The organism is Clostridium sp. KNHs216, from assembly GCF_006714885.1.
GTDB lineage: Bacteria > Bacillota > Clostridia > Oscillospirales > Acutalibacteraceae > Caproiciproducens.
This window is the reverse complement of record NZ_VFMF01000001.1, coordinates 2,820,845-2,835,719: the sequence shown is the minus strand read 5'-3', so window position 1 is coordinate 2,835,719 and position 14,875 is coordinate 2,820,845. Positions and strand designations below refer to the sequence as shown.

Annotated in this window: 13 protein-coding genes; 7 read left to right on the top strand and 6 right to left on the bottom strand. The window is 52.9% G+C overall.

The features are described from left to right. Positions 1-144: 144 nt before the first annotated feature. Positions 145-699 (bottom strand): TetR/AcrR family transcriptional regulator, encoded by a 555-nt coding sequence (locus LY85_RS13655; protein ID WP_243122566.1) that lies wholly within the window; start codon positions 697-699, stop codon positions 145-147. 159 nt (positions 700-858) lie between these two features. Between LY85_RS13655 and LY85_RS13650 the strand changes: the two genes are divergently transcribed. Then, positions 859-1,791 (top strand): 2-dehydropantoate 2-reductase N-terminal domain-containing protein, encoded by a 933-nt coding sequence (locus tag LY85_RS13650; RefSeq protein ID WP_141827078.1) that lies wholly within the window; start codon positions 859-861, stop codon positions 1,789-1,791. A 47-nt stretch (positions 1,792-1,838) separates the two neighbouring features. On the opposite strand, the gene rlmD is transcribed toward LY85_RS13650, so the two are convergent. Continuing rightward, a complete protein-coding gene (gene rlmD, locus LY85_RS13645; RefSeq protein WP_141827077.1) occupies positions 1,839-3,224 on the bottom strand; it encodes a 23S rRNA (uracil(1939)-C(5))-methyltransferase RlmD in 1,386 nt (461 codons plus the stop codon). A gap of 468 nt (positions 3,225-3,692) precedes the next feature. Between rlmD and LY85_RS13640 the strand changes: the two genes are divergently transcribed. The 6 genes from LY85_RS13640 (at position 3,693) to LY85_RS13615 (ending at position 11,450) form a co-directional block, all read left to right on the top strand. Then, positions 3,693-5,075: a TrpB-like pyridoxal phosphate-dependent enzyme gene (locus LY85_RS13640; RefSeq protein WP_141827076.1), complete on the top strand. Its 1,383-nt coding sequence runs from the start codon at positions 3,693-3,695 to the stop codon at positions 5,073-5,075. Between the two features lie 400 nt (positions 5,076-5,475). Continuing rightward, a complete protein-coding gene (locus LY85_RS13635; RefSeq protein ID WP_141827075.1) occupies positions 5,476-6,585 on the top strand; it encodes a hypothetical protein in 1,110 nt (369 codons plus the stop codon). 74 nt (positions 6,586-6,659) lie between these two features. Continuing rightward, the gene (locus LY85_RS13630) at positions 6,660-7,328 is read left to right on the top strand and encodes a UDP-N-acetylglucosamine pyrophosphorylase (RefSeq protein ID WP_038322433.1); all 669 of its coding nucleotides are present in this window, start codon (positions 6,660-6,662) and stop codon (positions 7,326-7,328) included. Positions 7,329-7,405: 77 nt separating this feature from the next. After that, positions 7,406-8,260 (top strand): pyridoxamine kinase, encoded by an 855-nt coding sequence (locus tag LY85_RS13625; RefSeq protein ID WP_141827074.1) that lies wholly within the window; start codon positions 7,406-7,408, stop codon positions 8,258-8,260. A 125-nt stretch (positions 8,261-8,385) separates the two neighbouring features. Next, entirely contained in the window at positions 8,386-10,065 is a 1,680-nt protein-coding gene (locus LY85_RS13620; protein WP_243122565.1) for an FtsW/RodA/SpoVE family cell cycle protein, read from the top strand. Further along, entirely contained in the window at positions 10,065-11,450 is a 1,386-nt protein-coding gene (locus LY85_RS13615) for a penicillin-binding transpeptidase domain-containing protein (RefSeq protein WP_141827073.1), read from the top strand. The genes LY85_RS13620 and LY85_RS13615 overlap by 1 nt, the downstream gene beginning before the upstream one ends. 24 nt (positions 11,451-11,474) lie before the next feature. Here the strand turns inward: LY85_RS13615 and LY85_RS13610 are convergent, their stop codons facing one another. The 4 genes from LY85_RS13610 to LY85_RS13595 form a co-directional block, all read right to left on the bottom strand. Next, the gene (locus LY85_RS13610; protein ID WP_141827072.1) at positions 11,475-12,311 is read right to left on the bottom strand and encodes an aromatic acid exporter family protein; all 837 of its coding nucleotides are present in this window, start codon (positions 12,309-12,311) and stop codon (positions 11,475-11,477) included. Between the two features lie 3 nt (positions 12,312-12,314). After that, a complete protein-coding gene (locus LY85_RS13605; protein ID WP_141827071.1) occupies positions 12,315-12,989 on the bottom strand; it encodes an HAD family hydrolase in 675 nt (224 codons plus the stop codon). A gap of 164 nt (positions 12,990-13,153) precedes the next feature. Then, positions 13,154-13,591: a hypothetical protein gene (locus LY85_RS13600; RefSeq protein ID WP_243122564.1), complete on the bottom strand. Its 438-nt coding sequence runs from the start codon at positions 13,589-13,591 to the stop codon at positions 13,154-13,156. A 271-nt stretch (positions 13,592-13,862) separates the two neighbouring features. Beyond that, complete coding sequence (locus tag LY85_RS13595) at positions 13,863-14,606, bottom strand: M23 family metallopeptidase (RefSeq protein WP_141827069.1); 744 nt, start codon at positions 14,604-14,606, stop codon at positions 13,863-13,865. Positions 14,607-14,875 lie beyond the last annotated feature (269 nt).

Here is a 14,875-nt window from a genome sequence, read left to right as displayed (position 1 = left end):
TAATTATTACACGTCTGGTAATCCCCTTGGCGGAAGCCTGTATTTCGGACAAAGTCGCCTGGATAGGCCTTTTTTAGTCGATCAGGTGCCTACTTTCGCATTACAATTCAAGTTAAAAGTAAAAATATTATCTGCAAATTTAGATTAGCGTGATACAAGGTGCTTGGTGTATGGTTCTAACAAAAACATAAGCTGCTCAGTAATTTCCTGAACATTGCAGGGCATAGAATTATTGATCCACCATTCCAATACGCCAATAAACCCGGACGTCAAAAAATGAGTGGCTACATCATTTGAAAATGCGTGGTTTTCTGACTTTATACCGATAACCTCGGTAACTGTTTGCGCAATAATGGCATATAAGCGGCTGCGGAAAAATCCAAAGCCCTCATTGCTAAGAAGCAATTTGTATATTGTAAAATTTTTCTCCAAATATTCAAACATTCTTTGAATTGCACTTGCGTCTAGATTGGTATCAGCACTATTGGCACAGTGATTTAAGAGCAGCTCAACATATGTTTCAATGCACTTGTCAAGCAAATCGAATTTATCCGCGTAATGCAGATAAACAGTCCCTCGGTTTATGTTTGCGCGTTCGGCAATGTCATTGATGGTTATTTTCTCAAATCCTTTTTCAGCCAAAAGGTCGATGAAGGTACTCATAATCAACTGCCTTGTTTTTTGTATTCTTCTATCCAAAAAGTTTTCCTCCCGATATTCAACAAATTAGAACAATGTGTTGAGTTCTCAACAGTTGAAACAATTGTAACTATTGAAGTCTTATCCACAAATCAGTATGCTAAGAATATCAAACACTCGTTGAGAAGTCAACACATGATTATTATGGAGGAATCTTTAATGAAAATACTATTTTTTGGCCGAGGTGTTATAGGAACGCAGTACGCCTGGGCGTTTGAAAATGCGGGACATACCGTTGAGTTTTATGTTCGTGAAGGCAGAAAGGCACAATATGGCTCACATGTAAACTTAGAAATATGGGATGCAAGGCGAACCAAGAAAGACCGGCTGGTCAAAGAAAAATGGCCTATTGTAACACATGAAGAAATAAGCAAAAATCACGGCTATGACCTCATTTTTATGAGCGTCAACCCCGAGCAGGTATCAAGTGCGGTAAAATACCTTGCGCCGCGAGTTGGAAATGCGACTGTTCTTTTTTTCAATAACTTTTGGCAAGACCCTCAATCGGCTGTTCAGCCGATTCCGCTCAGTCAAATTGTTTATGGCTTCCCAGGTGCCGGGGGCGGGTTTGAAGGAAACACGCTTTACGGCGGGCTTTACAAGACGGTTCAGTTTGGAACATTTGAACCCGAGCCTACCAAAAGGGATCTAGAGGTTCGTAAGCTTTTTGTTGGGGCGGGCTTCAAGATAATGGTTCAAAAGGATGTAAAAAGTTGGCTCTGGAATCACTTCGCGTTCAACGCTGCAATGGAAGTCGAAGTATTAAAAAGCGGCAGTTTTGAAAAAGTAATTTCCTTACGCGAAGCGCTTGACGGATTAGGGCGGAACTTAAAAGAAATGATCCCTGTTTTGAAAGCAAAGGGCTCAAAACTTGATTTTTTGACAAAAGTGTTGAGCGGCCTGCCGCCGAAAGTCGTTGGTTTTCTCATGAGCCACATTGTTTTTTCTCCGAAAAGCATGTCCTATGCGCTTGTGGCGCATAACCACTTTAAAGTTGGCTATGCTGTGCAGGAAATTATTACAGATGCCAGAAAGTACGGAATAAAGGCGCCACGGCTTTACGATGTAGAAAGCTTCATTACGGAACAATGACGAAAGGACCTCCTATCATAGAAGAGTAACTATGACAGGAGGTCCTATTAAACTCCTTTATTTTCGGCGCTTGACATACGTTCAAGCAAGCAGCAACATTCTGTATGCGCAGTCCGGGGGAACATGTCTACGGGTGTAACGGCCTTGGGCCCGTAGCCCTTCTGCGCGAAGAGCTTCAGGTCACGCGCAAGGGTGGCGGGGTCGCAGGAAACATAGACGACGCGCTGCGGCGCCATGGTGGCGACGGTATCGATCAGGGAAGCGTCACAGCCCTTGCGCGGGGGATCGAGGACCACCACGTCGGGGCGGGTCCCGCGGTTTTTCAGCATCGACGCGGCTTTCGCGGCGTCCGCGCAAAGGAACTCCGCGTTGGTGATTCCGTTCAGCTCCGCGTTCTTTTTCGCGTCCTCCACCGCCTGCTCAATGATCTCCACACCGACGACATGCGCGGCGTTTTTCGCCATGGAAAGACCGATGGTGCCGGTCCCGCAGTAAAGGTCCAGCAGAGTTTCCTTTCCGGTCAGGCCGGCATATTCGCCCGCAAGCGTATAGAGCCGCTCCGCCTGGTCACGGTTGACCTGATAAAACGACATGGGAGAAATATGGAAATGCAGACCGCAGAGCGTATCCGTAATAAAATCGCTGCCCCAGACGGTACGGCATTTCTGTCCCAGGACCACATTCGTGCGTTCCCGGTTCACATTGATGATGACGCTTTTCAGGCCCGGCACCTTTTTCCTCAGCATTTCCGCCAGCTCCGGTTCAAAGTGCACCCCGTTGCCGTTGACGACCACACAGACCATCACTTCCCCTGTCGCGCCCGCGCGGCGCAGGTATAGGTGCCTCAGCCTTCCCTTGCCGGTTTCCTCGTCGTAGATATCCTCTCCGCTCTGGCGCGCCCACTCCTGAAAAGCCTCCATGGCGGCGGTAAACTCATCCGGCTGCAAAAGGCACTCCGAACAATGGATAATGCGGTGGCTGTGGCTGGCGAAAAAGCCCATCCGCACCTCGTTCCCCGGGCCGCGCCCGATAGGAAGCTGCGTTTTGTTGCGGTAACGGTCGGGATTTTCCGCGCCGACAATCGGCCGGATTTCCAGCCCATGAAAGCCGCCGATACGCTCAAGGGCGTCCCGCACGCGCTGCTGCTTCGCCTCCAGCTCCGCCTGATAGCTGATATGGCGGTACACGCAGCCCCCGCACTGCGCAAACTGGGCGCAGTCAAGCGGAACCCGATCCTTTGAAGCGGTCACGATTTTATCGATACGGCCAAACGCATAGGTTTTTGCCGTTTTCAGTATTTTTACACGAAGCCTGTCCCCCGCCGCCGCGAGCGGCACAAACACCGCAATGTCCCGATAGCGGCCGACGCCGTTTCCCTCCGCGGTATAGCCCGTTATTTCCATATCCACAATTTCGTTCTTTTTAATATCCATGTTCTCCCCCGTAAAATCGAATGGATTCCGCCACCCTTATTCATCCCATTATTTTAGCATTATACCCTCACAAATACAATACCGGCGAAAATCCGCGGAATTTTGAAACAATGCTTGACAAGGCGCAGATACTCGAATATAATAGTGCAAAAGATACGAAACCGATGAGTAAGAGTAGTAAACAGGCAAAGCGCCGGAAAAGAGAGCCGCAGGCGGTGTGATTGCGGTACGGCGGGGCCTGCCGAATGGACTTACGAGGGCAGCGCGAAAGGAAACAAGTAGCCGCTGACGGGAACTCCGCCCGTTACCAAGGGAGCGCGCATGCTGGTGCGCGGAAAAAGAGGCGCTTTCGCGCAATCTGGGTGGTACCGCAGGAGCAATCGCTCTTGTCCCTAAGTTTTAGGGGCAAGAGCGTTTTTTTATACTCTTTTTCGTCCATACTATTTTTGATCTGAAAGGAGAATCATCATGAAAAACATCCCGCACAGAATGATCTTATCCGAGGAGCAGATGCCCACGCAATGGTACAATCTTCGCGCGGACATGAAATCCCTGCCGGACCCGATGCTGAACCCCGGCACCTTAAAGCCCATCCGCACCGAGGAGCTTTACCCCATTTTCTGCGAGGATCTGGCAAAGCAGGAAATGGACAGCACCACCCCCTATATCGATATTCCGGAAGAGATTCTGGATGTTTACAGGGCGTACCGTCCCTCCCCGCTCAACAGGGCCTATGCGCTTGAAAAACATCTGGATACGCCGGCGAAAATCTATTATAAATTTGAGGGCGGCAACACCTCCGGCAGCCATAAGCTCAATTCCGCCGTGGCCCAGGTTTACTACGCGAAGAAGCAGGGTCTGACCGGCCTGACGACCGAAACGGGCGCCGGCCAGTGGGGTACCGCGCTGGCGGAAGCGTGCGCCTATTTCGGAATCGATCTGGACGTCTTCATGGTAAAGGCCTCCTTTCAGCAGAAACCGTACCGCAAGGCGATCATCCAGACCTTCGGCGCCAATGTGGTCGCCAGCCCCAGCTCCACCACTCAGGTCGGCCGCGCCATCCTTGAAATGGACCCCGATACGACCGGCAGCCTCGGCTGCGCGATCTCAGAGGCGATCGAAAAGGCTACGACGACATCCAACTGCCGCTATGTCCTGGGCTCGGTGCTGAACCAGGTGCTGCTGCACCAGTCGATCATCGGCCTGGAATCTAAAAAGGCAATGGAGCTGCTCGGCGAATACCCGGATATCGTCATCGGCTGCGCGGGCGGCGGTTCCAACCTCGGCGGGCTGATCGCGCCGTTCATGCAGGATAAGCTGCTCGGCAGAAAGAACCCGTATTTTATCGCCGTGGAGCCCGCCTCCTGCCCCTCCCTGACCCGGGGCCGCTATGCCTACGATTTCTGTGACACCGGCAAGGTCACCCCGCTGGCGAAAATGTATACGCTGGGCAGCGGCTTCATCCCCTCGCCGAACCATGCGGGCGGCCTGCGCTACCACGGCATGTCCCCGATCATCTCCAAGCTGTACCACGACGGCTACCTCGACGAGGCGCGCTCCGCGGAACAGACCAAGGTATTTGACGCCGCCGTACAGTTCGCCAAGCTGGAAACCATTCTGCCCGCCCCGGAAAGCGCGCACGCCATCCGCTGCGCGATGGACGAAGCCGTCAAATGCAAAGAGACCGGCGAGGAAAAAACCATCCTGTTCGGACTAACCGGAACCGGCTATTTCGACATGGCCGCGTACACCGCTTATCTGGAGCACACCATGACGGATTACATCCCAACGGACGCGGATCTGCAGCCCGGATTTGATTCTCTGCCGAAGATTCCCGGCGTCCAGGATTAGTCAAATAACGGTCATAAAAATTCCGCATGATGCTTTTTCGATAATTAACGAAAATTTATCGTCAATAATAACTAAATTGCACCAACAAAAAACTACGTTTTATACAATAAAGAGATTCTTGACAAATCGATTGTGAAGTGATTGACACTTGGAAACACGGGTACTATAATAAAATCACGGAACTAAGAAATGGGACCGTATCCGATCTGATTACAAGACTGTGGCAAGGATTTGTCACGACCTTTTCAATACAACTCCTCCCCAAAAACAGGAACCGGTGCACGCCGGTTCCTGTTTTATTTTTATACGGATTCGTTGAAAAATTTTCACATTATTCCTCCCCTTCTTCCATATTTTGTATAATGCTGTTATGAAATTAAATGTCGAGGGGTGTAGAAATATGGTAGACCGCCGAAAAAAACGTCTTATGCTCTGCATCATATGCGTGTGCGCCGCGGCTCTAATGCCGATGATCGCCGCCCTGTCCTGCTACGCGGAGGATTATCCCGACATCAGTACAATCGATTCCGACCTGTATTATCCGGACAACCAGCGGTTTTTCCGCAGGCCGGAAACAGGCTTCGTACTGATCAGCTCCTACGCCTCCTCCACCCGTGCCGCGCTCCTTGACAGCAACGGGGACCTTGATTACAGCTCTGTTCGGGTACCGACCACTATTAAATTCGTATATGAAGCCGCCTGTCTGTCCGGAAATTACCTGTATCTTGCCGGAATGTCCTCCAGTGCCGCGAACTGCGCGGTAATCGGGCGTCTTGATTTAAACAACGGCAAATGTATTGTCAACAATATTCTGAATGTCAGCTGTGACTTTTCACGGGATTTCAGCGCGGACGCGCAGGGAAGGGTAACGCTTGTCACCGTCCCCTGCGGTGAGCAGCTGGATGCAGGCACGCCGGCGTCCTTCTTTCTGTTTAACGGCCGTAACGATGAAACCATCACCGCAGAGCCCCCCGACCCGGAATCCAGCTCTCCTTCCTCCGAAGCGCCGGACTCTTCGGCGCCGCAATCCGGCGCCCCGGACCCCGTCAGCTCTTCGCCGTCCTCCTCCCCTTCCGATGAAATTCCCGTCAGCCTCCCGCCCGTCATGGAAAATTACGATTTCCCCGGCCCGGTAACGCTGGAGGCCCTTCAAAGCGAGATAGCCGAAATCAATCCGGACCAGAGCCTCCGCGTTTTTACGGCGGACAAAAAAGAAATAAAAAGCGGAAATATCGGCACGGGCCAGACCATCGTCACCATGCAGGGCGACAAAACGGCCGGCGCCTACATCGCGGTCATCCCCGGCGATCTGGACGGCTCCGGGACCGTGACGGACTACGACTGCCGCCTGCTATACGAATACTTTATCCAAACGGGCGCGGGGGATACGCCGTCCCTCTCCGGGCCGTATCTGGAAGCGGCAAAGATCAGCGACGGAAGCGGCGCGGACAGAAGCGGGCGCAGCCTGCAGACCGGCGACCTGCTGAAAATAAAAAAGCTCATAAAATGACCTTCTATGATTGACCTGGCGGTGAAATGAAAATATAATGGATTTATTAAACAGAAACGAAGGAGCATTTTAGAATGACTGACAAAGTATCCATTCATTGTCTGTATGATCTGACCCACACCGCCGCGGCCCCGCTGCTTGGCAAACTGACTTACCCCTGGGAAGCGCTTCCGGAAATCAGCGAGTTTATCTTAAAACTGGGGCCGACGCTTCCGGCTGAGGAATACGACCGGCGCGGCGAGAACGTATGGATTGCGAAAACCGCAAGGGTATTTGATTCCGCCTATATCAACGGACCCGCGATTATCGGGCCGAACACCGAGGTCCGGCAGTGCGCGTTTATCCGCGGCAGCGCCCTTGTGGGCGCCGGATGCGTCGTGGGCAACTCCACGGAGCTGAAAAACGTCATCCTGTTCGACAGCGTTCAGGTTCCCCACTACAACTATGTGGGCGACTCCATTCTCGGCTACAAATCCCACATGGGCGCGGGCTCCATTACCTCCAACATCAAATCGGACAAAACGCTCGTGGTCATCAGCGCGGACGGCGACCGCATCGAAACCGGGCTGAAAAAGATCGGCGCGATGCTGGGCGACCGCGTGGAAGTCGGCTGCAACTCCGTCCTGAACCCCGGCACCGTCGTGGGCAAGGACAGCACCGTCTACCCGCTTTCCATGGTGCGCGGCTTTATTCCCGCAAGGAGTATTTACAAGCATGCGGGCGAGGTTGCCAATAAAATTTAATGCTGTGATTTTCTGCGGCTTTACATTTTTCACCCCGAATTTCCATATGATTAATGTAATACTTGTGAGGTGATCGAATGAACAAACAAAAAAGAATCGCAGCGATTCACGATATCTCCGGATTCGGGAAATGTTCCCTTACGGTTGCACTTCCTATTCTTTCCGCCGCGGGAATCGAAGTCTGCCCCGTCCCGACCGCCGTGCTTTCCTCCCATACGGGGGATCTGGAGGGTTTTACCTACCGCGACCTGACGGACGATATGCCCGGGTTCAAAAAGCAGTGGGAACAGCTTGGCCTGAGCTTTGAGGCGCTTTACAGCGGCTTTTTGGGATCGTATGAGCAGATTTCGATCGTATCGGATTTTTTCGATACCTTCAAAACGGAGAATACCTTTATTATGGTTGATCCCGTGATGGCGGACGGCGGCGAGCTGTACCGGACCATTACCCCCAAAATGGCCGAGGGAATGGTGAACCTGTGCAGAAAGGCCGACCTGATCGTGCCGAATTTCACGGAAGCGGCGTTTCTGCTGGGCGAAAAGTACCGCGAAGGCCCCTACACGCGCGATTACGTTGAAAATCTGCTGCGGCGTCTGAGCGGGCTGGGGCCGCGTCAGGTCGTCATCACCGGAGTCTGGTTCAGTCCGGACCTTCTGGGCGCGGCGGGGTACAACCGGAACACGGACGCGGTCAGCTACGCGTTCTCGCAAAAGATCAGGGGAAATTACTACGGTACGGGGGATATCTTTGCCAGCGCGCTTTTGTCCGGGCTTCTGAACGGCATGGAGCTGGATATCGCCCTGCAGACTGCGGTCGACTTTACCGCCGGATGCATCCGGCGCACAAGGGAAGCCGGAACCGACCCGCGGTACGGCGTCCACTTTGAAGCGGGGCTTCTGAAATTCATGCGGGAACTGGGGATAACGGAATAACTGAGAAACGGCGGAGGGAACGGTGCGTTCCCTCCGTTTACTTTGCCGGTAAATAATTGTATAATAGAAAAGGAAATACTATCCTCAGGCGGATATTTCCCCGCCAACCGGAAGGAGGCGTTTTTTTGGCGCTGAACAATCCTGTTATTCAAAACATCATTAATTTGGTGCTATATATTTTCAGAATCATTGTCCCGCTGATTTCCATACTCGTGATCAGCAAATGCTTTACGTCCATGAAACGCGGGCGCAGAAAAGAAGACCCCGTTGTAATTCTGGAGGACATGGTATCCCACGAAGTCATCCCCGTGCTGTACTGGGAAAATTCGCTCGGGCGCAGCAAAAGCTGCGACATTGTTCTGCACGACCCCACCGTCAGCCGCGACCACGCGGTGCTGATGCGCCGGGAAAGCGGCTGGATCGTCACCGACACCGGGTCGAAGTCCGGTACCTTTGTCAACGGCACAAAGGTGAAGGACCGGATGCAGATCCTGCCGGGCGATTCCATCGCCATGGGCTCCACCGCGCTGATGCTGAAGCGGACAAGCGATATCAAAAACAGCAAGCAGCCGAAGAAGCGTAAGATGCGGCACGCCGCGTCCCCCGCCGGGCTGCTGGCCGCCACCACCCTGATTCAGCTGCTCCTGTGCGTACAGGCATGCTTCGCGGGCGGGAAATTCAGTTACCTGCCCGCTGTGCCGTTCGGCGCGATCTTCGCAATGGAATGGCTGCTGTACCTGTTTTCCATGAAGGGGCTGGGGCACGTCAGCTTCGAGCTGGAAACCATCGCGTTCCTGCTGAGCGGAATCGGCATCCTTTTAATCTCCGGCACCGGCGTGGAAAACACCTACGTGCAGCTCGGCGCGCTCTTCGGGGGCGTCCTCCTATTCTGCATCATGATCTGGTTCCTCAGCGATCTTGACCGGGTGATGCGCTGGCGTCTGGCAATCGGGATCTTTGCCGTCCTGCTTTTTGCCGCCAACCTTGTGCTGGCCCGCGAACACAACGGCGCCCGCAACTGGATCAGCCTGGGCCCCGTCAGCGTACAGCCGTCGGAGTTTATTAAAATCGCCTTTATCTTTGTCGGCACCTCCACGCTGGACAGGCTGCAGACGGCAAAGAACCTGACGGGATTTATCGGGTTTTCCGCCGTATGCATGGGCGCGCTGTTCCTGATGCGCGATTTCGGCACCGCCTGTGTCTTTTTCGTGACCTTTCTCATCATTGCCTTCATGCGTTCCGGAAGCGTGCGCACCATCGCGCTGATCTGCGCGGTCGCGGTGTTCGGCGCTTTCCTGATCTTAAAATTCAAGCCCTATGTCGCGCAGCGGTTCGAGGCATGGCGGCACGTCTGGGAGCATGTGAACGAATCCGGCTACCAGCAGACGCGCGTGCTGAGCTACTCCGCGAGCGGCGGACTGTTCGGGCTGGGGATCGGGAACGGCTCTCTGAAAAGCGTGTTCGCTTCCACCAGCGACCTGGTGTTCGGCATGGTCTGTGAGGAGTTGGGCCTGCTGCTGGCGATTGTGATTGTGCTGACGCTTGCGTTTCTGATGTTCTACGCCCGTTCGGACGTTACGCGCAGCCGCTCCACCTTCTATTCCATATCGTCGTGCGCGGCGGGCGGCATGCTTCTGTTCCAGACCTGCCTGAACGTCTTCGGCGCGACGGACGTACTTCCCATGACCGGCGTCACCCTGCCCTTTATCAGTCTGGGCGGCTCCAGTATGGTGGCGGTCTGGGGACTGCTCGCCTTCATTAAGGCGAGCGACGAGCGCACCTACGCGGCAAGGAGGAAAAGCTGATGAAAACGACAGGCTCCCGTTCCTTAATCCTGTATATCCTGGGCATGGCGTTCCTGTTCGGTCTCGGCGTATTTTTGTACGGGTTCGCCACGGAAGGCGGCAGCTGGGCCATGCAGCCGTTCAACAAGCATCTGACGACCGGCGGCCAGCTCGCCAACAGCGGAAAAATCCTTGACCGGAACAACGTCGTGCTTGCCAAAAGCGAAAACGGCAAGCGGGTATACAACAGCGATGAGACCGTCCGCCGCGCGATGCTCCACACCGTAGGCGACAGCAACGGCTATATTTCCACCGGAATCCAGTACAACTACCGTTCCGAGCTTTCGGGGTACAATCCCATTACCGGACTGGCTTCCCCCACGGGGAAAAGCGGGGGAAGCGACATTAAGCTGACGCTGGACAGCGCGCTGTGCAAACTCGCGCTTCAAAAGCTGGGCAGCAGCAGCGGCGCGGTCGTCCTTTACAACTACAAGACCGGCGAAATGCTCTGTTCGGTCAGCACGCCGAATTTCGACCCTTCCAATCCCCCAAAGGACCTGAATACGGACAAAACGGGAAAATACAACGGGGTCTATCTTGACCGCGTGCTCTCCTCCACCTATACCCCCGGCTCGATCTTCAAGGTGGTGACTTCTGCCGCGGCGATTGAAAGCATTCCCGATCTGGACAGCCGCACCTGGGAATGTAACGGCAGCATTACCATTAACGGCAATAAAATTACCGACGTCGCTTCCTACGGCACCCTCAGCTTTAAAAACGCGCTGGCGAAATCCTCCAACGTGGCGTTCGCACAGATCGCCGTTGAGCTTGGCGCGGACAAAATGACCGAGATGGCAAATTCCATGGGCTTTAACCGCAGCTTCGACCTGGACGGCATCTCCACCAGCAAAAGCGTTTATAAGGTGGACGGCGCCGCGGCCAACGAGCTGGGCTGGTCGGGTGTAGGGCAATACACCGACCTGACCAATCCCTTCCACATGATGGTGATGATGGGCGCAATCGCCAACGACGGCGTACCGGTCAAGCCTTATCTTATCAACGGCATTACGGCTCCGTTCGGCCTGACCGTCCGCAGCGGGCATACCTGGACGGGAGACCGGCTTCTGAAAGCCACCACCGCGCAAAAGCTGAAAGAATATATGCGCTACAACGTTTCAAGCTATTACGGCGACGGCCTGTTCCCCGGCCTTGCCGTCTGCGCCAAAACCGGCACGGCGGAGGTGGGCGGCGGGAAAAAACCGAACGGCTGGATGGTCGGCTTTTCCTCCAACGAGAAAACGCCGCTTGCGTTCGCGGTCGTAGTGGAAAATTCCAGAAGCGGCATCAGTTCCGCCGGGCAGATCGCTTCCGCCCTGATGACCGCCGCAGCCAAAACAGTCAAATAAGCAAAAAAAAATGACCTTCACAGGTCATTTTTTATTGGCTTCCTCCGTTTCGGAAAGCGCATGTTCGTAAAGCTTTTGCATCCTGTCCATATGGTAGCGGTAAACAATCTCCGTTTCGCCACCGGGTTTTACGGAATCTTCCGTCAGCTCCATCACTTCCAGCGCCTTCAGCTCGTCCAGTATCATTTCATAAGTGGAGATTTTACAGGAAATGCCGAAAACCTCGTCGTCGTTCCAGCGCAGGAATTTTGCCTGAGCAATGTACATTTTGACATTGTAGCTCAGCTTCTGGATCGCGCTGTCCACCGCAAAGGTATCGATCTGCCAGAACGAGGCGGCGCTCTCCATCGCCTGGTCCACCTGACTGCGCAGATGGACAAAGGATTTCTTGATTTCTTCGGCGTAGTTGGGCGGCATAATCACCAGATTGACAAGAATGGCGATCACAATGCCGATCGCGCTGCCCGCAATACAGGAAAGGGCGGTGCCGATGCGGAACATCATGGCAGCGAACACAAAGCAGGACAGGGTGGCCGCGCCATACAGCTTAAACAGATGGCAGAGATACAGCGTAAGGATAATCCCCACTCCGCACAGCCCGGCGTTTCCGGGCGAGAGCATGACAAAGCCATAGCCGACCGCCGCGCCGATCAGCACGCCGATCAGCTTGTTCTTCCCCATTTTGATGGAAGCATCGATGGATTTTCCCATCGTCATGACGGCGGCAATGACCGCGAAAAAGGGCTCGTCCAGCTTTAAAAGGGCGGAAATCACCACACAAAGGGTAACGGCGATCCCCGTTTTTACCACCCGGAAGCCAAGCCGGTTCTCGGTCTTAAGAAGGTTTAACAGCCACTTCATCAATCACCTCATGCAACCAGCAACAATCTCATAAATTTGTTCCGGTCTCTCGACGATATATTTCGCATTGTTTTCTCTCAGTTCCTTCTCGGACCGGAATCCCCAAAGGACACCCGCCGTATCCATTCCCGCGGCAGCGCCGGTTTTCATATCCGTATTTGTATCCCCGATGTAGAGGATGTCCTCCGGGCTGACGGCAAGCCCGTCCGCGATCAGCAGCGCGCCCTCCGGGGAAGGCTTGCGGGCCACCTCCGACCGCTGTCCGTAGCACAGGTCAAAGGTTCCCTGCGGGAACAGCGCGTCGATAATCGCAGTGGTGCAGTTGTGCGGCTTATTGGAAAGCACCGCCATGCGGATTCCCTTCGCTTTCAGTTTTTTCAGCGTATCCTGCACCCCGCTGTAATTCGTGACAAGACAAGTAGGATCGCTTTCATACAGTTCATCGTAAATCTGCCTCATTGTGCAGACGTCGTCTTCCGTATATCCCTGCGCGCCCGGCGCAGTGTCAAGCATAGCGTGCATCAGCCTGTCCGTTCCGTTCCCGACGAGATACTTGTATTTTTCCACCTCAATCGGCCTGTATCCGCACCGCTCCATCGCGGTGTTGGCAAAATTGGCAATGGAAGCGAGCGTATTGGCCAGCGTTCCGTCCAAATCAAAAATACATGCCTTATACAAACAATCACCCTGCAATTCAAAATAACAAATGTATTTATAATAATAAACATTTTTGTAACAATTTGCAAGTCCTTTCTGCCCCTTACAGCCGTTCAGTACCGAAACAAAGGCAGCAAACATAGAAAAAGGGCGCCGGAGTGTAATCCCCGGCGCCCGGCTATGTACTAATTCTGGACTGCCAGTTTAACAGTCTGCTGTTTTTTTCCCGATGGACAAATATTATAAATCGTTCCGTCTTTTGCCACCATTGAGATCGGAATTTTGGGCAAAAGCTTGTGGATCATTTCTACAAATCCGTTGACCGGTGCCTCCGCCATTCCCGTTACAACATGGATCGCACCGATTTGTTTTACAAACCCTACCGCGATCAAGGCCGCTTCGTCGTTAAAATAAACGGTCATTTCCGCCTGTGCGTCACGCGCCGTCTGACGCAGATATTCGAGCTCTTCACAGCTGGTCTCAAATCCCGCAGAGGTTGGTTGCACGCAGAGTACCTGTAAAGAAGAGGAACTCTCTTCGGCAATTTTTTTGCCGGCCCGAATCAGTCTGTCACAGTCACGCTGACCCGTAACGCATACGAGGGTTGTGTTCCTGTCTTTCAATACTGTGCCTCCCTTCCGAATTACGTATTTTCCAACCATACTCAGTATAGTTTGATTTTCTTGCCGTTGTGGTAACAGAAAGTGTATAAATCATTAACAAAGTGTTAAATAAAAATTCGACATTTTTTGTAGGATCCACCACTTTCGGTCTTATTATAGCACAGAAAGCCGGATTTCACAAATAAAAAAACGGAGATCACAAAAAAGCTGCAGAACCATTCATTCTGCAGCTGTGATTTTGCCCCTAATCGTTTACAGTGTCGGGGGCGAGTTATTTAATAATGGAAAGCGGGTCGATATATTTTCCACCCTTTTTCATTGATAAATGCAGATGAGATGCGTCGGCACTTTCACACGGAACCGTTCCGACCGTTCCGACCTGCTGACCCTGTTTGACGGCCGCTCCCTTTTTGACGCTCGCCGCTGCCAAACCGCAGTAATAGGTTTCGTAATCTCCGTGCTGAATCACAGCCGTCAGCCCGTAAAGGTCGTCCGTATAGACATTCTTTACCGTGCCGTTCGCGACCGCCTTGACGGCGGTTCCTTCCTTAGCGGAAAAGTCGGTGCCGTTGTGCACACGCCAGTCCTTCATCGTATTTGAGAAAATGGGATTTTCCCCGCTGAATTTCAGCGTAACGTTTTTCTCGACCGGGCTGGCAAAGGTCAGAACGCTGGCTGCGGTCTGCTTGGCCGGTACGGCGGACGACGGCGGAGCAGACGGCGCCTGGGACGGAGCCTTAGACGGCTCTTCCTTTGCCGGTTCCGACTGGGCGGGCTCCTCTGCGGAAGAAGTTTCGTCTCCCGTATAGACCTTGATTCCGCTTACCGTTTCATTCGTATGCTGCACCTGTGCGCTGCTTGTCGCCCCTTCGTCGGGAGAAGCATAGTTGACCACGCTGTCGTAAGTGGTCCAGGCCGCAACACCAACCGCAATCAGGCACACGCCAAGCGCGATATAAAATCCCTTGGAGTTATTCTTTTGTGATTTGTTGTTTAGCAGATGTAAATTACTCATTCGTGCCACCTCCGAATATATTTTGGCCATAAATCAAACGTTATATTCGGGGGATAACATTTTTATCATAAAAATAAAAAAAGAAAAAAGACCTAATCCATTTCGACCAGGTCCTTTTTCATTAGCTTGAGGGGTATATTGAGGAGGGTAGAACATGTATCAAGTAATGGTGCGGCTCCATATCCTTGATTACGTCTATATTATATCGCATGGCGGGATTCAGTTGTTACATAGCTATGAATATCTTATGAATTTTTAATATTCCAAAC

Excerpts from the sequence above, each read along its gene's own strand:
- LY85_RS13650 (WP_141827078.1), top strand. The coding sequence starts at position 859 with ATGAAAATACTATTTTTTGGCCGAGGTGTTATAGGAACGCAGTACGCC.
- rlmD (WP_141827077.1), bottom strand. The coding sequence starts at position 3,224 with ATGGATATTAAAAAGAACGAAATTGTGGATATGGAAATAACGGGCTAT.
- LY85_RS13640 (WP_141827076.1), top strand. The coding sequence starts at position 3,693 with ATGAAAAACATCCCGCACAGAATGATCTTATCCGAGGAGCAGATGCCC.
- LY85_RS13635 (WP_141827075.1), top strand. The coding sequence starts at position 5,476 with ATGGTAGACCGCCGAAAAAAACGTCTTATGCTCTGCATCATATGCGTG.
- LY85_RS13630 (WP_038322433.1), top strand. The coding sequence starts at position 6,660 with ATGACTGACAAAGTATCCATTCATTGTCTGTATGATCTGACCCACACC.
- LY85_RS13625 (WP_141827074.1), top strand. The coding sequence starts at position 7,406 with ATGAACAAACAAAAAAGAATCGCAGCGATTCACGATATCTCCGGATTC.
- LY85_RS13615 (WP_141827073.1), top strand. The coding sequence starts at position 10,065 with ATGAAAACGACAGGCTCCCGTTCCTTAATCCTGTATATCCTGGGCATG.
- LY85_RS13610 (WP_141827072.1), bottom strand. The coding sequence starts at position 12,311 with ATGAAGTGGCTGTTAAACCTTCTTAAGACCGAGAACCGGCTTGGCTTC.
- LY85_RS13595 (WP_141827069.1), bottom strand. The coding sequence starts at position 14,606 with ATGAGTAATTTACATCTGCTAAACAACAAATCACAAAAGAATAACTCC.